Source organism: Pseudomonas cedrina subsp. cedrina (assembly GCF_001983175.1).
Classification (GTDB): domain Bacteria; phylum Pseudomonadota; class Gammaproteobacteria; order Pseudomonadales; family Pseudomonadaceae; genus Aquipseudomonas; species Aquipseudomonas cedrina.
The window spans coordinates 125549-144789 of sequence record NZ_MNPW01000002.1; the positions used below are offsets into that span (position 1 = coordinate 125549).

At 61.0% G+C, this 19241-nt stretch carries 19 protein-coding genes; 14 read left to right on the top strand and 5 right to left on the bottom strand.

The genetic code is table 11. From position 1 onward, the window contains the following. The first annotated feature begins 211 nt into the window (after window positions 1–211). The 3 genes from BLL36_RS03660 (at window position 212) to ccoM (ending at window position 1077) form a co-directional block, all read left to right on the top strand. Window positions 212–553, top strand: a complete 342-nt coding sequence (locus BLL36_RS03660; protein WP_076950096.1) for an aspartate-semialdehyde dehydrogenase — start codon at window positions 212–214, stop codon at window positions 551–553. A gap of 102 nt (window positions 554–655) precedes the next feature. Continuing rightward, on the top strand, window positions 656–817 hold the full coding sequence (locus tag BLL36_RS30955) for a hypothetical protein (RefSeq protein WP_090219949.1): 162 nt from the start codon (window positions 656–658) through the stop codon (window positions 815–817). Window positions 818–960: 143 nt separating this feature from the next. Further along, complete coding sequence (gene ccoM, locus BLL36_RS31455) at window positions 961–1077, top strand: cytochrome c oxidase subunit CcoM (RefSeq protein ID WP_003172387.1); 117 nt, start codon at window positions 961–963, stop codon at window positions 1075–1077. Window positions 1078–1521: 444 nt separating this feature from the next. Here ccoM and BLL36_RS03665 read toward each other — a convergent pair whose 3' ends face one another. Then, window positions 1522–2997 (bottom strand): inorganic phosphate transporter, encoded by a 1476-nt coding sequence (locus tag BLL36_RS03665; protein WP_076950098.1) that lies wholly within the window; start codon window positions 2995–2997, stop codon window positions 1522–1524. Between the two features lie 313 nt (window positions 2998–3310). Beyond that, window positions 3311–3511 carry a hypothetical protein gene (locus tag BLL36_RS03670; protein WP_003189295.1) on the bottom strand — a complete coding sequence of 67 codons (201 nt, stop codon included), beginning with the start codon at window positions 3509–3511 and terminating at the stop codon, window positions 3311–3313. Window positions 3512–4061: 550 nt separating this feature from the next. On the opposite strand from BLL36_RS03670, the gene pcaR reads away from it, so the two are divergent. From pcaR to pcaC, 11 genes are all read left to right on the top strand, one after another. Next, window positions 4062–4904, top strand: a complete 843-nt coding sequence (gene pcaR, locus BLL36_RS03675) for a pca regulon transcriptional regulator PcaR (RefSeq protein WP_076950100.1) — start codon at window positions 4062–4064, stop codon at window positions 4902–4904. 147 nt (window positions 4905–5051) lie between these two features. After that, window positions 5052–6392 (top strand): MFS transporter, encoded by a 1341-nt coding sequence (locus BLL36_RS03680; RefSeq protein WP_076950102.1) that lies wholly within the window; start codon window positions 5052–5054, stop codon window positions 6390–6392. A gap of 178 nt (window positions 6393–6570) precedes the next feature. Next, window positions 6571–7428 carry a CoA transferase subunit A gene (locus BLL36_RS03685; protein WP_076950103.1) on the top strand — a complete coding sequence of 286 codons (858 nt, stop codon included), beginning with the start codon at window positions 6571–6573 and terminating at the stop codon, window positions 7426–7428. Then, window positions 7428–8207, top strand: coding sequence for a CoA-transferase subunit beta (locus BLL36_RS03690; RefSeq protein WP_076950105.1), 780 nt, complete (start codon window positions 7428–7430; stop codon window positions 8205–8207). The genes BLL36_RS03685 and BLL36_RS03690 overlap by 1 nt, the downstream gene beginning before the upstream one ends. Next, entirely contained in the window at window positions 8204–9406 is a 1203-nt protein-coding gene (pcaF, locus tag BLL36_RS03695) for a 3-oxoadipyl-CoA thiolase (RefSeq protein WP_197678476.1), read from the top strand. The genes BLL36_RS03690 and pcaF overlap by 4 nt, the downstream gene beginning before the upstream one ends. 23 nt (window positions 9407–9429) lie before the next feature. Then, on the top strand, window positions 9430–10134 hold the full coding sequence (gene pcaH / locus BLL36_RS03700; RefSeq protein WP_076950107.1) for a protocatechuate 3,4-dioxygenase subunit beta: 705 nt from the start codon (window positions 9430–9432) through the stop codon (window positions 10132–10134). 1 nt (window position 10135) lies between these two features. Then, complete coding sequence (gene pcaG / locus BLL36_RS03705) at window positions 10136–10702, top strand: protocatechuate 3,4-dioxygenase subunit alpha (RefSeq protein ID WP_076950108.1); 567 nt, start codon at window positions 10136–10138, stop codon at window positions 10700–10702. 188 nt (window positions 10703–10890) lie between these two features. Further along, the gene (locus BLL36_RS03710) at window positions 10891–12186 is read left to right on the top strand and encodes an MFS family transporter (protein ID WP_076950110.1); all 1296 of its coding nucleotides are present in this window, start codon (window positions 10891–10893) and stop codon (window positions 12184–12186) included. Between the two features lie 10 nt (window positions 12187–12196). Then, window positions 12197–13552: a 3-carboxy-cis,cis-muconate cycloisomerase gene (locus BLL36_RS03715; protein WP_076950112.1), complete on the top strand. Its 1356-nt coding sequence runs from the start codon at window positions 12197–12199 to the stop codon at window positions 13550–13552. Between the two features lie 10 nt (window positions 13553–13562). Beyond that, on the top strand, window positions 13563–14354 hold the full coding sequence (gene pcaD, locus BLL36_RS03720) for a 3-oxoadipate enol-lactonase (protein WP_076950114.1): 792 nt from the start codon (window positions 13563–13565) through the stop codon (window positions 14352–14354). Between the two features lie 10 nt (window positions 14355–14364). Continuing rightward, window positions 14365–14763, top strand: a complete 399-nt coding sequence (gene pcaC, locus BLL36_RS03725; protein WP_076950115.1) for a 4-carboxymuconolactone decarboxylase — start codon at window positions 14365–14367, stop codon at window positions 14761–14763. Window positions 14764–14953: 190 nt separating this feature from the next. Here pcaC and BLL36_RS03730 read toward each other — a convergent pair whose 3' ends face one another. From BLL36_RS03730 to BLL36_RS03740, 3 genes are all read right to left on the bottom strand, one after another. Then, window positions 14954–16471, bottom strand: coding sequence for a M91 family zinc metallopeptidase (locus tag BLL36_RS03730; RefSeq protein WP_083735255.1), 1518 nt, complete (start codon window positions 16469–16471; stop codon window positions 14954–14956). Between the two features lie 132 nt (window positions 16472–16603). Then, window positions 16604–18091, bottom strand: a complete 1488-nt coding sequence (locus tag BLL36_RS03735; protein WP_083735256.1) for a M91 family zinc metallopeptidase — start codon at window positions 18089–18091, stop codon at window positions 16604–16606. A gap of 119 nt (window positions 18092–18210) precedes the next feature. Beyond that, window positions 18211–19110, bottom strand: a complete 900-nt coding sequence (locus BLL36_RS03740; RefSeq protein ID WP_076950116.1) for a polysaccharide deacetylase family protein — start codon at window positions 19108–19110, stop codon at window positions 18211–18213. Window positions 19111–19241: the final 131 nt, after the last annotated feature.

The following is a 19241-nucleotide window of genomic DNA, read 5'->3' on the forward strand; positions in this document are numbered from 1 at the left end:
ACTCCCGCCGTGAAAAAGCCGACTATGTTAACGGAACAAGGCCCCACGCCCAAGGACTCTGACAAAAACTACTGCCTTCGGGGCGCGTATGCAGCGGTGGATCGACGGGCGGCGGGCACTTGCGAGTGTCGACTGGGTCACAGCTTGGCAAGCCTGCGCTCAAGTCGCCCTGGCACCCGCCGACAGCCTGTTGATCAGGAGAATAACCATTATGCTGCCACCCATGCTGCCCGTCAGCGTTGTGCCGGTCACGTCACAACTTGATCCGGTGCGCCAGAAGCCGGATATCCCGCCGGTGGTGCCCGTTCAGCCGGGCTCCAACGAAAGCACCATTGACCTTAAGAAGGGCGATGCCGAGACTTCTACGTTTTTGCTGCGCGAAGAACAGCGCCGCCAGCAGGAACAGCAGAAACGCCGGCGTGAAGCCGATGACGACCCGGAGCAGCACCTGGCTATTCCCGGGGATATGCTCAATGCCGACAATACCGTTCCGGTTATCCCCTTGATCGAAGACGCACCGCGCCAGGGCTTGTGGGTAGACGTCGAAGTTTAGTCGCACACAACGCCCTCACCTGCCTTTTGTCGCTCGCTGATTTGCCGTTGAACGGAGCAGGCCGCATTATTGGGCTATCTCCTCCACGACGTAAGCCAAGCCATGAGTGAAGACGACAAGCTGATCGACCTGAATGCCGAACGCGCCAAGCGCGTGCATGACCTCAATGACAAACGCCTGAATGAAGTACGCCAGGCGTTTGAGCAGGCGATGCCGCTGGGCAAGGCGAAGAAGAAATCGAAGAACAAGCCAAAAAAGCGTTGAAACAACCTGCATCCCTTGATGCAGGTCAGTTATTGCCCTTCTTTACGCCCTGTCGTGGGCGACATTGACCCCGGTCAATTTTCCAATCCGCCTTCTCTATTAACTTAGCCCTATCGCAACAGGGCAAGTGCAGGAGGCCGGTCATGTTCATCGATAATGTGGTATTTGCCGGGGTGCTGACTGTAAGCCTCATGGTGTTGTTTTTTGTAGGATTTGGAATTTTTATCTGGAAAGACGCGAACAAGCGTAAAAAACCTTAGGTTTTTCCAGGTTGCACGGGCACGCAAGGCATTTTGGGCGACTTCGGTCGCCTTTTTTTTCGACTGCTATTTGATAGATGAAAATCAAAGTGTGGGAGTCGGGCTTGCCCTAATGCCAGTCAGTTAAGGTTTTTCGTAGGAGCGAGGGGGGCGCCTAGCTCTTGCTCGCGAAGAACTCACAGGCGCCGCGTTCACTCAGGAAATACGCGTTATCGTTGACGTTTTTCGCGAGCAAGCTCGCTCCTACAGAGGGCGATGTACGCTTAACTGACTGGCATTGGGGCTTGCCCGCGATAGCGGAGTGTCAGTGTATGAATGCAGTGGCCGACCCACCGTAATCGCAGGCAAGCCAGCTCCCACATTCTGACTGCGGTGCTTTTGAGACCGGCATAAAAAAAGGTGCGACCCTCGCGGATCGCACCTTTTTTTGTTGCAGTCGGCTTATCAGCTGCCGAGTGCCATCGACGCCAACCAGAACAACCCGGCCGACAGGGCCACGGTGGCGGGCAGGGTCAGCACCCAGGCCATCAGAATGGTCTTCACGGTGCCGCCTTGCAGGCCGCTCTTGTTCGCGACCATGGTGCCGGCCACGCCCGAAGACAGCACGTGGGTAGTGGATACCGGCAGCGCGAAGATATTGGCAAAGCCAATCATGGTGGCGGTGGTGATCTGCGCCGACATGCCTTGGGCATAGGTCATGCCCTGCTTGCCGATCTTCTCGCCGATGGTCAGCACCACGCGCTTCCAGCCCACCATGGTGCCCAGGCCCAAGGCCAGTGCGACGGCGAGGATCACCCAGAACGGTGCGTATTCGGTGGTGGCGGTCAGGTCTTTGCGCAGCTTGTCGAGGTCGGACTTTTCACGTGCCGGCAAGCCTGGCAGTTTGCCGACTTTTTTCGCGGTGTCGTCGAGGCAGAGCAGGTAGCGACGCACTTCGATGCGATGATCGGCCGTCAGCGAATGGTAGTCGGAGACGCCTTTCAAGGTGCCCAGCAGTGCGTTGATGGTCGGTTCGGTCTGTTGCGGGTTGCAACGGAACTTGCCCGGCAGATCGTCCTTTACGCTCTTGCCCAGGGACAGGAACTCACCGAGGGTCTCGTGGTTGCGCTGGTAGAACTGGTTCAAATGCAAGGTGGCGTCGCGGGTACGTTCGATCTGGTAGGTGGTGCTGCCCAGGTCGAGTACGAACTGCGCCGGCACGATACCGATCAGCACCAGCATGATCAGGCCGATGCCTTTCTGGCCATCATTGGAGCCGTGCACGAAACTCACGGCCATGGCGGAAATCACCAGCACCAGGCGGTTCCAGAACGGCGGGTGTTTCTTGTCGTCGAGCTTGCGGCGCTGGTCCGGGGTCTTGTGCATCTTCGACAACGGGCGCCACCACTTCAGGCCGAGCAGCACCAGGGCAGCGACCAGGAAGCCGGCCATTGGCGAGAACACCAGGGAGGCGCCGATATCCACCGCTTTCTGCCAGTTCACACCGTCAGCCAGGGGGATGTCGTTGATCAAGGCGTTGGCCAGGCCGACACCGAGGATCGAGCCGATCAAGGTGTGGGAGCTGGAGGCGGGGATACCGAAGTACCAGGTGCCGAGGTTCCAGGTGATCGCCGCCGCCAATAACGAGAACACCATCGCCAGGCCATGGCCGGTGTTCACATTGATCAGCAACTCCACCGGCAGCAAGTGCACGATGGCGTAGGCGACACCGACACCACCGAGCAACACGCCGAGGAAGTTGAACACCCCGGAGAAGAACACGGCCAGGTGCGGCGGCATGGCTTTGGTATAGATGACTGTGGCCACCGCGTTAGCGGTGTCATGAAAGCCATTGATGAACTCGAAGGCGAGGACAAAGGCCAGGGCGAGCAACAGGCTCACTAGAACCCACGCATCCAGTCCGCTGAATAAATCGATCATGAAGGTTTTCTGACCCGGTCGTAAGGGGGCGCGATTATGCCAGAAAACCTCGGTAATCGATGCACTAGCTGCTCATCGGTCACAATCTTCCCGGAAAAAAACACTGGCATCGGGGCGCATCCCAGGGTTTACGGGGCTTTGGCAAGTCTTTGATTTATAAAGCGCAGGCTGCTTGCGGCGGGGTATTGTCACAAAACTGTCACCCCTGAAACATTTGTATGAAATTTTACCGCTGATGGTGCGATGCAAGCTGGCCGGATGCTAGCTATGCGCCAGCAGCCGGAGCCGAACCTGAGATTCAAACCCAATCCGCTTATGGCTCTTCGGTCTTGAGTTCCTGTTCGATTTTTTGGATTTCCTGGGCAAATGCCTGGTCGAGGAGGCTGGCTCGCTTGCGCCATGGCTTGCGTTCAGGTTCAGGCTGGGCGGCGTAGGTGGTGACTTCCCCGCCGTAAACGTCCTTGTAACGTTGCTCCTGGCGCTCGAGTTCTGCGCGCAGTTCATCTTTCGTCACATTGTTACCTAATTGAGTTGAGTGTAAATACGTTGCAGCGTTGTGCCGGAATGCGCCCTCGGGCATTTCAAAGTTGAACTGCAGAAACGTTCAAGTTTGGAGCAGGCAAAGGCAGCCACTTATTGAGTGCCGTGATTCCAGGCAGTAGTTCCGATAGGCAACGCACGGCTCGTGCATTACCTGGCGAGATCCGGTTCCGATGATCAAACCGGGTGGACCCGCGCATAGCGTGCATTATAGCGGCGCATTTGAATAACACTATCTGTATAAAGTTAAAAACAGTCAACTTGTGTGAGCATTGCGTTACGCGCGCCTGTGGGTGATTGCGGGGTTTGCGACCTCATAAAATGCAAGCAAACTTCAGCCGTTAATCAAGCCGTTATTTGCACAGTACGGTACGCCCGCGGTTGGCAGCGCAAATTGCGATAATCGAATGTTCGTCCGATAATCGCCCAACGTTGTCGGCGCTGCCTTGTGCATCCAGGCCGACGCGGCTTGTAATACCCGCCAAACCTTCCCTGCGGTTGACAATAAGACAAAGGATCCCGACATGAACGATCAATTGCGCAACTCTTTCGCGTCAGTGGCGCCACCGATCGTCGCTTCCCCGGCCAAGCGTATCCAGGCATTTACCGGTGATCCCGACTTCATGACCTCTCTGGCCCGTGGCCTGGCTGTGGTGCAGGCCTTCCAGGAACGCAAGCGCCACCTCACCATCGCCCAGATCAGCCACCGTACGGAAATCCCCCGCGCCGCCGTGCGCCGTTGCCTGCATACCTTGATCAAGCTCGGCTATGCCACCACTGACGGGCGTACCTATTCGCTGTTGCCCAAGGTCCTGACCCTTGGGCATGCGTACCTGTCGTCCACGCCACTGGCGGTGTCGGCCCAACCTTACCTGGACCGCATGAGCGAGCAGCTCCATGAAGCGTGCAACATGGCCACCCTCGAAGGCGACGACATCCTGTACATCGCCCGTTCGGCCACCACCCAGCGCCTGATTTCCGTGGACCTGTCGGTGGGCGGGCGGTTACCCGCCTATTGCACCTCCATGGGCCGCATTTTGCTTGCAGCGCTGGATGATGCCTCGCTGCAGGATTACCTCGACCACGCCGACCTGCAAACCAAGACGAGCCGCACCCTCACGACGCCCGAGGCGCTGTTCGAATGCCTGCAACAGGTGCGCGGGCAGGGCTGGTGCATCGTCGACCAGGAGCTCGAGCAAGGCCTGCGCTCCATTGCCGTGCCGGTGTATGACGCGTCGGGCCAGGTGCTGGCCGCGCTGAACGTCAGCACCCACGCCGCACGGGTCAGCCGCAGCGAACTGGAGCAGCGCTTCCTGCCGAGCATGCTCAGTGCCAGCCGCGAGCTGAGTGCGCAGCTGTTCGCCTAAGCTGTTCGGTGACCGCACAGATCCTGGTCTGATCAATTGACGGTGTTTCCCCTGGCTTATTAATGTGCGGCAGCGCTGTGAGCGCCACCAAAATAATAAACGACGTCCCCAGGCCGTCAGCCCGCCATCGGTGTGGAAATAAAAATAATGAATCAGCCCTCTGTCGGCACCCCGCTGGACGTCCAGTCCTTCATCAACGCCCAACCATTGTCACGTTACCAGTGGCGCGTGGTGGTCCTGTGTTTCCTGATTGTATTCCTCGATGGCCTCGACACTGCCGCCATGGGCTTCATCGCGCCGGCGCTGTCCCAGGACTGGGGCATCGACCGCGCCAGCCTTGGCCCGGTGATGAGCGCCGCGTTGATCGGCATGGTCTTCGGCGCACTGGGCTCCGGCCCGCTGGCGGATCGCTTCGGGCGCAAAGGGGTGCTGGTAGGCGCGGTGCTGGTGTTTGGCGCGTTCAGCCTGGCGTCTGCCTACAGCAGCAATGTCGACCAGTTGCTGGTGCTGCGCTTCCTGACCGGGCTGGGCCTGGGGGCCGGCATGCCGAACGCGACGACGCTGCTGTCTGAATACACGCCCGAGCGCCACAAGTCGTTGCTGGTGACGAGCATGTTCTGCGGCTTCAACCTGGGCATGGCCGGCGGCGGGTTTATTTCCGCCAAGCTGATCCCGGCGTTCGGCTGGCACAGCCTGCTGCTGATCGGCGGCATCCTGCCGTTGATCCTGGCGCTGGTACTGCTGGTGTGGCTGCCGGAATCGGCGCGTTACCTGGTGGTGCGCAATCGGGGTAGCGACAAGGTGCGCAAGGCCTTGTCACCCATCGAACCGACCATCGTGGCCCAGGCCACCGGCTTCAGCGTGCCCGAGCAAAAAACCGTCAAGGCCCGCAATGTGTTCGCGGTGATCTTCTCCGGTACCTACAGCGCCGGCACCTTATTGCTGTGGCTGACTTATTTCATGGGCCTGGTGATTGTGTACCTGCTCACCAGTTGGCTCCCAACGCTGATGCGCGACAGCGGTGCCAGCATGGAGCAGGCCGCGTTTATCGGCGCGTTGTTTCAGTTTGGCGGCGTCTTGAGCGCGGTGGGGGTGGGCTGGGCGATGGATCGGTTCAACCCCCACAAAGTCATCGGTACTTTCTACCTGTTGGCCGGGGTGTTTGCCTATGCGGTCGGGCAGAGCCTGGGCAATATCACCGTGCTCGCAACCTTGGTGCTGATCGCCGGGATGTGCGTCAACGGCGCGCAATCGGCCATGCCGTCCCTGGCTGCACGCTTCTACCCGACGCAGGGTCGCGCCACCGGCGTGTCATGGATGCTCGGCATCGGCCGTTTCGGCGCAATCCTCGGTGCGTGGATGGGCGCCACCTTGCTGGGCCTGGGCTGGAACTTCGAGCAGGTACTCACGGCGTTGGTGATACCGGCGGCGTTGGCGACGGCAGCAGTCGTCATCAAAGGCATGGTCAGCCACGCCGATGCCACCTGAGGCAAGCCAGCTCCCACATTGACCGAGTGGGGCTGAATGATAGCCAGACAACAATTGGTTCGGTAATCGAACACTCAGTCGATTATCGGATTGTTTGGCTCATTGCCCCGGCTTAATCTCCAAGCACTTCGGCGCCACCTCAGCGCCTTTTTCGATCCACACCGGGAGCCCGAACCCCATGGCTGAAATTCTTGCGCTGCGTGACGCGGTGAAGCAATTTGTGAACGACGGCGATACCGTCGCGCTGGAAGGCTTCACCCATCTGATCCCTACGGCAGCGGGTCATGAAATCATTCGTCAGGGCAAGAAAGACCTGACGCTGGTGCGTATGACGCCTGACCTGGTCTACGACCAGTTGATCGGTGCCGGTTGCGCTCGCAAGCTGATTTTCTCCTGGGGCGGCAACCCGGGCGTGGGCTCCCTGCATCGCCTGCGCGACGCGGTCGAGAAGCAATGGCCACAACCGCTGGAAATCGAAGAACACAGCCACGCCGACCTGGCCAATGCCTACGTCGCCGGTGCCTCGGGCCTGCCGTTCGCCGTATTGCGTGCCTACGCGGGTTCCGACCTGCCCAAGGTCAACCCGCTGATCAAGACCGTGACCTGCCCGTTCACCGGCGAAGTGCTGGCGGCGGTGCCGTCGGTGCGTCCGGATGTCACCGTCATCCACGCACAAAAGGCCGATCGCAAAGGCAACGTCTTGTTGTGGGGCATTCTTGGGGTGCAGAAAGAGGCGGCCCTGGCGGCCAAGCGCTGCATCGTCACCGTCGAAGAGATCGTCGATGACCTCAACGCGCCGATGAACAGCTGTGTGTTGCCGACCTGGGCCCTGACTGCGGTGTGCCATGTACCGGGCGGCGCACACCCGTCCTACGCCCACGGCTACAACGAACGCGACAACCGCTTCTATCAAGCGTGGGACCCAATCGCCCGCGACCGTGGGACCTTTACCGCCTGGATCGATGAATACATCCACGGCACCGCCGACTTCACTGAATTCCAGGCCAAGCTGGCCAGCGCGCAGGAGGCCAAGTAATGGCTTACTCGACCAATGAAATGATGACCGTCGCCGCCGCGCGCCGCCTCAAGAATGGCGCCGTATGCTTTGTCGGCATCGGCCTGCCGTCCAAGGCGGCCAACCTGGCGCGCCTGACTTCGTCGCCGGACGTAGTGCTGATCTACGAGTCCGGCCCGATAGGCGCCAAGCCGTCGGTGCTGCCACTGTCCATCGGCGACGGCGAACTGGCGGAAACTGCTGACACCGTGGTGCCCACCGGAGAGATCTTTCGCTACTGGCTACAGGGCGGGCGCATTGACGTGGGCTTTCTCGGCGCGGCCCAGGTTGACCGCTTCGGCAACATCAACACCACCGTGGTCGGTGATTACCACCAGCCCAAAGTGCGCCTGCCGGGTGCGGGTGGCGCGCCGGAGATCGCAGGTTCCGCCAAGAGCGTGTTGATTATCCTCAAGCAATCGGCGCGTTCGTTTGTCGACAAGCTGGACTTCATCACCTCGGTGGGCCACGGCGAAGGCGGCGACTCGCGCAAACGCCTGGGCCTGCCGGGTGCCGGGCCGGTTGGGATTATTACCGACCTGTGCATCATGGAGCCGGAAGAGGGCACCCATGAATTCGTGGTCACTGCGCTGCACCCTGGTGTGACCCGTGAACAAGTGGCGGCCGCCACCGGTTGGGCGATTCGTTTTGCCGACCAGGTCCACACCACCGCCGCACCGACTGATGTTGAGCTGACCGCCTTGCGTGACCTTGAAGCACGCACCGCGGCCGCCCATGGCCAAGCGCCCGGAGAAGCCTGATGCGTGATGTGTTTATCTGCGATGCCATTCGCACCCCCATCGGCCGTTTTGGCGGCGGCCTGTCCACCGTGCGGGCCGATGACCTGGCGGCCCTGCCGATCAAAGCGCTGATCGAGCGCAACCCGTCGGTGGATTGGGCCGCGGTCGACGAAGTGTTCCTCGGCTGCGCCAACCAGGCCGGTGAAGACAACCGCAACGTGGCGCGCATGGCACTGTTGCTGGCGGGCCTGCCGGAAAGCATTCCGGGCGTGACCCTCAATCGCTTGTGCGCCTCGGGTATGGACGCCATTGGCACGGCCTTTCGCGCCATTGCCAGCGGCGAGATGGAGCTGGCGATTGCCGGTGGCGTCGAGTCGATGTCCCGCGCGCCGTTCGTGATGGGCAAGGCTGACGCGGCGTTCTCGCGCAACATGAAACTGGAAGACACCACCATCGGCTGGCGTTTTATCAACCCGTTGATGAAGGCGCAGTACGGCGTAGACGCGATGCCGCAGACCGGCGATAACGTCGCCGACGATTACACGATCTCCCGCGCCGACCAGGACGCCTTCGCCCTGCGCAGCCAGCAACGTACCGCTGCGGCGCAAGCTGCGGGCTTTTTCGCCGAGGAAATCGTGCCGGTGCGGGTGGCCCATAAAAAAGGCGAAACCGTGGTGGAGCACGATGAGCATCCGCGGGACACCAGCCTGGAAGCCCTCGCCAGACTCAAACCGGTCAACGGTCCCGACAAAACCGTCACCGCCGGCAATGCCTCGGGGGTGAATGACGGCGCGGCGGCGCTGATCCTGGCGTCCGCCGAAGCCGTCAAGCAGCATGGCCTGACTGCCCGCGCCCGGGTATTGGGCATGGCCAGCGCCGCTGTCGCGCCGCGGGTGATGGGCATCGGCCCGGTGCCGGCGGTACGCAAGCTGGTGGAGCGCCTTGGCCTGGCGGTCACCGACTTTGACGTGATCGAACTCAACGAAGCCTTCGCCAGCCAAGGCCTGGCGGTGCTGCGTGAACTGGGCATCGCCGACGACGCGCCGCAGGTCAACCCGAACGGCGGTGCCATTGCTCTTGGTCACCCGCTGGGCATGAGCGGCGCGCGCCTGGTGCTGACCGCCCTGCATCAGCTTGAAAAAACCGGCGGCCGCAAAGGTCTGGCGACCATGTGCGTGGGTGTCGGCCAAGGCTTGGCCCTGGCGATCGAACGCGTCTAAGTCTAATAAGAGAGGATGGCTCCATGAGTGACAAGCCTGGATACCGGCGCCCGCAAGCGGGTACACAACCGGATTACCTGCACCCGGCCTACCAGTCGACGAACCTGCGTTCGCCGTCCAAGCCCTTGGTGTTTCTGCCGCATTCCTTGTCGGAAATCACCGGCCCGACCATCGGTGCCGAGCGTATCAATGCGACGGATAACGACCTGACCGCCCAGCACGAGGGTGAGCCCCAGGGCGAACGCATCATTATTCACGGCCGTGTGCTGGATGAAGACGGCCTGCCGGTCCCCGGCATCCTGGTGGAAATCTGGCAGGCCAATGCGGCCGGGCGCTACAACCATCCGCGTGACCTGCACGACGCGCCGCTGGACCCCAACTTCACCGGCACCGGTCGCACCGTCACCGACGCCGAAGGTTGGTACCAGTTCCAGACCATCAAGCCCGGCGCCTACCCGTGGGGCAACCATCCCAATGCGTGGCGCCCGGCGCATATCCACTTTTCGCTGTTCGGGCCGAGCGTGCTGACGCGGCTGGTCACGCAGATGTACTTCCCCGGCGACCCGCTGCTGGCCTACGACCCGATCTACAACTGCGTGCCGGACACCTCGGCCAAGGAACGTTTGATCGCCCGTTTCGACCTGGAAAAAACCATTCCTTCCTATGCCCTCGGCTACCGCTGGGACATCGTCCTGCGCGGCCGCGACGCCACGCCGATGGAGAAATGAGATGACACTCAATGCGACCACATCCCACACCGTCGGGCCGTATTACCACATTGGCCTGACCTGGCTGAACCGCGAAGACTTGACCGTGGCCGCCACCCTTGGCGAACGCGTGGCGATCAGCGGGCAGGTGGTGGATGGCAACGGCGACGTCGTCAACGACGCCATGCTGGAAGTCTGGCAGGCCAACGCCGCCGGCAAGTATGACCACCCGGAAGATCAGCAGGACAAAGCGCTGGACCCGAACTTCGAAGGGTTCGGCCGGGTGCCGGTGGATGCGCAGGGGCGGTTTCGCTTTACCACCATCAAGCCGGGCGCCGTGCCGGGATTGAAAGGCACGACCCAGGCGCCGCACCTGGTGGTGCTGGTGTTTGCGCGGGGGCTGGTGAAGCATTTGCTGACGCGGATTTATTTTGACGGCGAAGCGCTGAATGGGGATGACCCGTTGTTGGCGTGTGTGCCGGGCGAACGCCGTGGAACCTTGATTGCAAAGCAGGATGCGCAGGGTGTGTATCAGTGGGATGTGGTTTTGCAGGGAACAGATAGAGAAACGGTATTTTTCGATTATTGAGCTGGCCGTGAAGGCCCTATCGCAGGCAAGCCAGCTCCCACATTTTGAATTGTGAACACCGTAAAATGTGGGAGCTGGCTTGCCTGCGATGAGGCCCTCCCAGTCGATGCATACCCAAAAGTCTGCTTGCGGAACGAGCCTGTTGCAAAGTATGTCTAGGCTATAACCGTTCCCACTGAGTAAAAACCATGACAACAAAAACCAGTCATTACACCGGAGAAGAACGCAGCAAGCGGATTTTTGCCATCGTCGGCGCGTCCTCCGGCAACTTGGTCGAATGGTTCGACTTCTACGTCTACGCCTTCTGCGCCATCTACTTTGCCCCGGCGTTTTTCCCCTCGGATAACCCCACCGTCCAGTTGGTGAACACCGCCGGTGTGTTCGCCGCCGGGTTCCTGATGCGGCCCATCGGCGGCTGGCTGTTCGGTCGAGTGGCCGACAAGCATGGTCGCAAGAATTCCATGATGATTTCGGTGCTGATGATGTGCGCCGGTTCCCTGGTGATCGCCTTTCTGCCGACTTACAACGACATCGGCGTGTGGGCGCCGATCCTGCTGCTGATCGCCCGCCTGTTCCAGGGCTTGTCCGTGGGCGGCGAGTACGGCACCACCGCGACCTACATGAGCGAAGTGGCGCTCAAGGGCCAGCGCGGTTTCTTCGCCTCGTTCCAGTACCTGACTCTGATCGGCGGGCAGTTGCTGGCTGTGCTGGTGGTGGTGATCCTGCAACAGATTCTCACCGAAGAAGAACTGCGGGCATGGGGCTGGCGAATTCCGTTCGTGATCGGCGCCGTCGCCGCGGTGATCTCCCTGCTGCTGCGGCGCACCCTGAAAGAAACCACCAGCAAGGAAATGCGCGAAGACAAGGACGCCGGCAGCATCGCCGCGCTGTTTCGTGACCACAAGGCCGCGTTCTTCACCGTGCTGGGCTACACCGCCGGCGGTTCGCTGATTTTCTACACCTTCACCACCTACATGCAGAAGTACTTGGTCAACACCGTGGGCATGCACGCCAAGACCTCAAGCTACATCATGACCGGCGCCTTGTTTCTCTACATGTGCATGCAGCCGCTGTTCGGCATGTTGGCGGACAAGATCGGTCGGCGTAACTCAATGTTGTGGTTTGCAGGCCTCGGCACGTTGTTCACCGTGCCGATCCTGCTGACCCTGAAAACCGTCAGCAGCCCGTTCCTGGCCTTTGTGCTGATCACCCTGGCGCTGGCGATTGTCAGCTTCTATACCTCCATCAGCGGCCTGGTCAAAGCGGAGATGTTCCCGCCTCAGGTACGTGCCTTGGGCGTGGGCCTGGCGTATGCGGTGGCCAATGCGATCTTTGGCGGTTCGGCGGAGTTCGTCGCGTTGAGCCTCAAATCCATCGGCATGGAAAACAGCTTCTATTGGTACGTCACGGCGATGATGGCGATCGCTTTTCTGTTCAGCTTGCGCTTGCCGAAACAGGCGGCGTATTTGCATCACGATCTGTAAGGGATGAGCTATGACACTGCGCACGAGCAACCAACTGTTCGACGCTTACTTCACGGCCGACAGCATGGCGCAGGTATTTTGCGACCAGGGGCGCCTGCAGGGCATGCTCGATTTTGAAGCGGCACTGGCCCGGGCGCAGGCCCAGGTCGGGTTGATTCCCCAGGCCGCCGTGGCACCGATTGCCCAGGCGTGCCTGGCGTCGTTGTACGACGTGGACGCCCTCGGCGTGGCGATCGCTACGGCGGGGAACTCCGCGATCCCGCTGGTGAAGGCGCTGGGCAAGTTGATTGCCGCCCAAGACCCGGGGGCCGAGCGTTATGTGCACTTGGGTGCGACCAGCCAGGACGTGATGGACACCGGCCTGGTGTTGCAGGCGTGGCGGGCGGTAGAGTTGATCGAAGCGGACCTGGCGCGCCTGGGCGGCGTTCTTGCCACGCAGGCCCAGCGTTATGCTGGCGTGCCACTCGCGGGGCGGACCTGGTTGCAACAGGCAACGCCCGTTACCTTGGGGATGAAAATCGCCGGTTGGTTGGGGGCGGTAACCCGCAGTCGCCAACGTCTGAATGAACTGAAGCCGCGCCTGCTGGTGCTGCAGTTCGGCGGGGCATCCGGCACCCTCGCGGCGCTCGGCGAGCAGGCAATGCCGGTGGCCGAAGCGCTGGCAAAAGAGTTGCAGCTGACCTTGCCCGAACAACCCTGGCACACCCAACGAGATCGCCTGGTGGAGTTCGCCAGTGTGCTCGGGCTGATCGCCGGCAGCCTCGGCAAACTGGGCCGTGACATCAGCCTGCTGATGCAGACCGAAGCGGCGGAAGTGTTCGAGCCGTCCGCGCCGGGCAAGGGCGGCTCATCCACCATGCCGCATAAACGCAACCCGGTGGGCGCGGCGGTGCTGATCAGCGCCGCCACCCGCGTGCCGGGCCTGGTGGCGACGATGTTCAGCGCCATGCCCCAGGAACACGAGCGCAGCCTGGGTTTGTGGCATGCCGAATGGGAAACCCTGCCGCAGATTTGCCGCCTGGTCTCCGGCGCGTTGCAGCAGGCCGTGCTGGTCAGCGAAGGCTTGGAAATTGACCCGCAGCGCATGGCGCAAAACCTCGACCTGACCCAAGGCCTGGTGCTGGCCGAAGCCGTCAGCAGCGTGCTCGCCCAGCGCCTGGGTCGTGAAACGGCGCACCACTTGCTGGAGCAATGCTGCAAACGCGCCGTCGCAGAGGGGCGGCACCTGCGCGCGGTATTGGCCGATGAACCGCAAGTCACCGCCGAGCTGTCGGCGGCTGAGCTGGACCGCTTGCTCGACCCCGCGCATTACCTGGGCCAAGCTCAAACCTGGGTCACCCGCGCCGTAGCCGAACACTTTGCTTGAGGAGACCTCCGTGGCATTCGTACAACTCGCCGAAGGCGAACTGCATTACCAACTGGACGGACCTGTGGAGGCGCCGGTGCTGGTGCTTTCCAACTCGTTGGGTACCGACCTGCACATGTGGGACATCCAGATCCCGGCATTCACCCGGCACTTTCGCGTGCTGCGCCTGGACACCCGGGGCCATGGCAAATCCCTGGTCACGCCAGGGCCGTACAGCATCGAGCAACTGGGTCGCGATGTGATCGCTCTGCTGGATGCGCTGGGCATTGCGCGCGCGCACTTCTGCGGCTTGTCCATGGGCGGCTTGATCGGCCAATGGCTGGGGATCAACGCGGGCCAGCGCCTGCACCGCCTGGTGGTGTGCAACACTGCCGCCAGGATCGGCACGCCCGAGGTGTGGAACCCGCGTATCGAGACGGTCCTGCGCGATGGCGCAGCGGCAATGGTGGCCCTGCGCGACGCGTCGATTGCACGCTGGTTCACCGCTGATTTTGCAGCCGCCAATCCGCACCAGGCCAAGCTGATTACCGACATGCTCGCGGCGACATCGCCTGAGGGTTACGCCGCCAACTGCGCGGCCGTGCGTGACGCCGACCTGCGTGACCAACTGGCCTCGATCAAGGTGCCGACCCTGGTGATTGCCGGCACTGAAGATGCCGTAACGCCGCCGGCTGGCGGCCACTTTATCCAGAACCATGTAAAGGGGGCCGAGTACGCCGAGTTCTATGCGGCGCACCTGTCCAACGTCCAGGCCGGGGCCGCGTTCAGCGACCGTGTGCTGGAATTCCTGCTGACCCGCTAAGGAGCTTTTCGTGGACGAGAAACAACGTTACGCCGACGGCCTGCACGTGCGCCGCGAAGTGCTGGGTGACGCCCATGTCGAGCGCAGCCTCAACGCCCTGACCGAGTTCAACAGCGAATTCCAGGAAATGATCACCCGCCACGCCTGGGGTGATATCTGGACCCGCCCCGGCCTGCCGAGGCACACCCGCAGCCTCATCACCATCGCCATGCTGATCGGCATGAACCGCAACGAAGAACTCAAGCTGCACCTGCGCGCCGCCGCCAGCAACGGCGTGACCCGTGCCGAGATCAAGGAAGTGCTGATGCAAAGCGCCATCTATTGCGGGATTCCGGCGGCGAATGCGACGTTTCACTTGGCCGAGTCGGTGTGGGATGAGTTGGGCGTGGAGTCGCGCCAGCAGACCTGACCTGAAATGCAGTCAATGTGGGAGCTGGCTTGCCTGCGATAGCGGTGGCGAATTCACCACCGCTATCGCAGGCAAGCCAGCTCCCACGGGAAACCCGATTCTGCTGTCTGGATCAGCAGCGGCAGGCGCGCACCATACCGCAAGACGGTGGCCGTTAGGTTTGCGGCTGGCAAACGAGCGCTGACAGAGATCAGCCAACGTATTGGCTGCGCAGCGGCTTGCCCATTTCTTCATTCAAGGCGTTTTCAGTGAGCGATTTGGGGTTAGGGGGCGTCGCTGGTGTGGTGGGCAGCCCCACGGCTTGAAGTTCGCTGTTGGACGTCTCGTAGAACTTGCCATCAAGCGCCTCGATGGTCGAACCCGCCAATGCAGTGCCATGACCTGCGTTATAGGCATGCACCATTTCGTGATAGAGCGCTGTGATCGGCGAGTAAGTCACGCCGGCCAGCACGTCCAGGTCGGAGCGGTTGTAGACGATTTCAGCTCGGTCAGCGCGTGACCCCGGCACGCCGTCGACCATAAAACCCCACTTGGGGTCGCCGCCGACTATCGGTGGGCGTTCGTGGTGCAGCAATGTCTTGAGTTCCTGGCTGCCATAGACGTACTGGCTGCCCGTGTCGACCAGGTCCTCCACAACGGTTACCGGCGCGCCGTTACGTTGGGCCAGCGCACTCATCTCGGCAAGCATTTGCTTGCCGTGTGGCGAGCTGCGCAGCAAGGCCAGATCGTCTTCAACCCGTTGGATAAATTCGGCCGAGCCCTTTATGACAAAGCCCTCAAGCGGCGACAGGTCGGCCGTCACGGTGGTCAACACTGAGCCGTTAGGGCGCTTGATCGAATCGCCGGCTTGCGCGTAGATCAGGTCGCCAGGCCGATTGGCAATCACCGTATCGCTGCCGCTGCCGGTATAGAACGTGCTGCGGTCGTAGCCCACCAGGCGGTCATCGCCAGCGCCGCCATGCAACACGGTATGACCGTTGCCGGCAGACAGCCGGTCATTGCCGTTACCGCCATCCAGGTAGCTCGTTTTGCTTTCTGGCCCCGCACCTGCGTAGAGGCGGTCATTGTCATTGTTGCCATAGAGAACGTTATCGCCGCTGCCGCCTATGATCAGGTCATCGCCGTCGTTGCCTTCGGCGTAACCCACGCCGCTGCCAAGGCGCAGGACGTCATTACCCTCGCCACCAAACAGGCGCGTATAACCACCACCGGCGCGCACCCGGTCATCGCCGTCCCCGGCATCCACCGTGATGGGCTGAATCACGTTGGCGTCAATGCGGATATTATCGTTACCCCCGTGCGTCTTGATGTGGAAGGCCAATGGCTGGCCGTTTCTATCTTCGCTGTCGAAACGATACAACTGACCGTTGACCTGGACATCCAACTGGCCGGGGAGTGTCTGGCTGATATGGATCTGATCTGCCCTGTCCTTGGTTTCAAGGATCAAGCTGTTCTTCAGGCTGAAGGGGTTGTCCAGCTCCCAGACCGACTGGCCGCTGGCTTTCAAGTTGCCATCATCCAAGAGCAGTTGCAGGTGCGCCTGGACGGGTTGGTCAATAGATAGCGCCAGGAGCGGCTTTTTGGCGGGCCCGTAGTCCTCCCTGGCAAACGTTGCCACCGGAGCGGGGAATGGCCGCGCAGCTGTTTCGCGGTGCTGGGTGTCGATCTGATATGAAGTAGCAGAGGTAAGGCTGTTTATGTCGTCCATTTTTGCGGTCCTTAATCCAAGAGCCAGAATTTGGCTCTGACCCTTGAGATGTGACCGTAGCGGTCAGGACGTTCCGCTTAATTTGTAATCGGTTTTTACGGCCATGTAGGCCGCCAGCCTTGGATCGGACTTTTATATCGGCGTGTACCGTTCGCGCAGTGGAACATCCATCTCCTCACGCAAGGCGTTCTCGTAAAAGGGGTAGGGGTGGACTGTGGTGGGGGGCGTGCTTGGGTCATTGTCGAAATCGAACGGGGTTCCCAAGTTGGAAAGTCCGACCGTCTGAAGTTCGTTAATGGGTTCTTGAACAACCTTTGCGTCCCAAACAAGCGGTGTGCCATTGCTGTTTATCACCGGTTGCTCACCCGGAAGTCGGGTTCCGGTCGCGCCATGGTAAGCGTGGATGACTTCATGGAAAAAGCTGACGAGGGGCGTCAGACCGTGCTCGCCAATAAAGTGATTGGATGCAAGAGTGATTTTCGCTTGTGTCGAGGGGGCGCCAGGCACGTCATTAACGATATACCCTGCAGACGCGCCCCAATAGTGCTGTCCATTAGGAGGTGATGGCATCAAGAAGGGGCCAAAATTATAGGTGTCCAGGGTGCCATGTTCAGGTTGCGAAGCGATGACCACTGGACTGCCGAGCTTGTCGGCCAGCTTGTCCATTTCTTCAAGGACCTTTTGCCCGGCCGGCGAACCTCTCAGTTCCTCCAGCTTGTCCTCGACCCTGGCGATGAACGCTGCGGAGCCGACGATGTTGAAAGCACGCCTTCCGGCGTTGCTGGGCTGAGTCTCAGTGATCCTGGCATCTTTTTGATTGTGAACCTGGTCGGTCTTCTTGGCGTAGATGCGGTCGTCGGCGTCGTAGGCGTAAACCTTGTCGTTCCCGTTGCCGGTATACATCGTGGTGCGCTTGTGACCGACCAAGGTGTCATCGCCCAGGCCACCGTTCAGGACGACTTTTCCTGCACCCCCGTAGAGCCTGTCGCTGCCGGCATCCCCGCTTATGTGCAGTAAGCGATTCGCAGGGCCAAAGCCTGCATACATCCGGTCATTACCGTTGCCCCCTGACATAACAGCATTGCCGGTGCCTGCCAGCATCAGGTCGTCGCCATCCTCACCAAAGGCCAAGCCTTTTCCACTGCCCAGCTTAATGAAATCATTGCCGGCGCCACCGAAAACCCGAGTGTAACCACTGCCCTGCGCCGTGACTCGATCGTCACCGTCTCCTGTCGAGACGTACACATCGACATTCACATCCGGATCGACGATCACCTTGTCATCGCCGCCGTTCGTTCTGATAACCAAGGACCTGTTCGGACCGCCCTGGTCGAAGGGTAGCTCATAGAACATCCCGTTCACATTGGCATTGATCTTACCGTCGGCGCCGGCATGAATTCTGATTTGGTCGGCTTTGTTCTTAGTCGTAATTCGCACCTCGTCTGTTCCAATATACTTTACGCCGTTTATGGTTATTGGCTCTAAGACGTCCTCGATTTTGACATCCGCGTTGTCGGCCAGCACCAGGATCGGTTCGTCGTCGACCTGTGGCTGATTGGCAGGCGAGGGGGATGGCGAAGGTAAAGGCAGAGGTGCCTGATGGATTGCTGTCACTGTCATGAATTTATCTTCTCAATGGGAGCTCGCTTGAAATAGCGATCATTGAGTGGCCTGGACTCGCTTGCGATTCCGATGTATCAGGCGGCTTTTTGTTAACAAAGCTTGAGTCCGCTTGGCTATCAGCGCGAATCAGCATCCCACAGCCAGTTCCATACGCCCGGCAGATGCACCGGCTGGTTCACATCCTTCACCGTCCGCGCCAGCGCGGCGCGCTGAAGCCCGGCGGTGTCGGTGTAGAACGGCTCGGCGGCGGTCTTCATGCCGTTGATCCGGGCGCTGTCCAGCAGGATCTGCAAGTACTCCTGCATATGGATTGCGGTGTAGCGGTTGATGTCGTGGAAGGTCACCACCACCGGAATCACCCCGTCCACGGTTGGCAATTCGCCCAGGGCGATACGCTCGCGCACCACCGACAGTTGCCGATACAGGTTGGCGCGGCGGCGTGGGCTGGCGTTGAAACCCCAGATCTTGCCGTCGTTGGCGCTCAAGTCGGTCAGCAACACCTGCATGCCATGGCGCCGGTAGGCGGCGAAAGTGCGCCGGTCGTAGTTCCAGAACGGCGGGCGGACCAGCACGGGCGGGCTGCCCGTGATCGCGGCAATATCCGCCGCGCCCTGGGTGAGGGTGCGTTCCAGTTCGGCGTCGCTCAGCCAGCGGTGGTTGGTATGGAACGCGGTGGCCGTGTGGAACGCCAGGATATGCCCGCCGGCGTATTCACGCTCCATGGTCTTGCGCCCGCGTGAACTGCCGCCGGAGCGGGCGGCTTCGGTCTGCAGGAAGAACACCGCCTTGATTCCCGGCAGCACCGGGTTCTGCGCCAGGTCAGCCACCACCGAACGGCTCGGGTTGTTGTAGCCCGAGGCGCTCGGGCCGTCATCGAAAGTCAGCAAAAAGCGGATCGGCGCCTGGGCTTGCAGGCGCTGTTCGGTCTGTGGTGTCAGGGCGATAGGCGAACCAATGCAGCCGCCAAGGCTCAAGGCGAGCGTCAGCACAGTGATTGCAAGGGCGTAGAGTTTCATGGTGTGCGCGGGCTCGAATTGAAGCCGCTGCTGGGCAGATCAGCAGGGGGGCAGGCGCGCACGATACAGCAAGATCATCGACGAAAGTTCATGCGCTGATAGACGCAACGTCGGATGGGCCAGGATGCGGC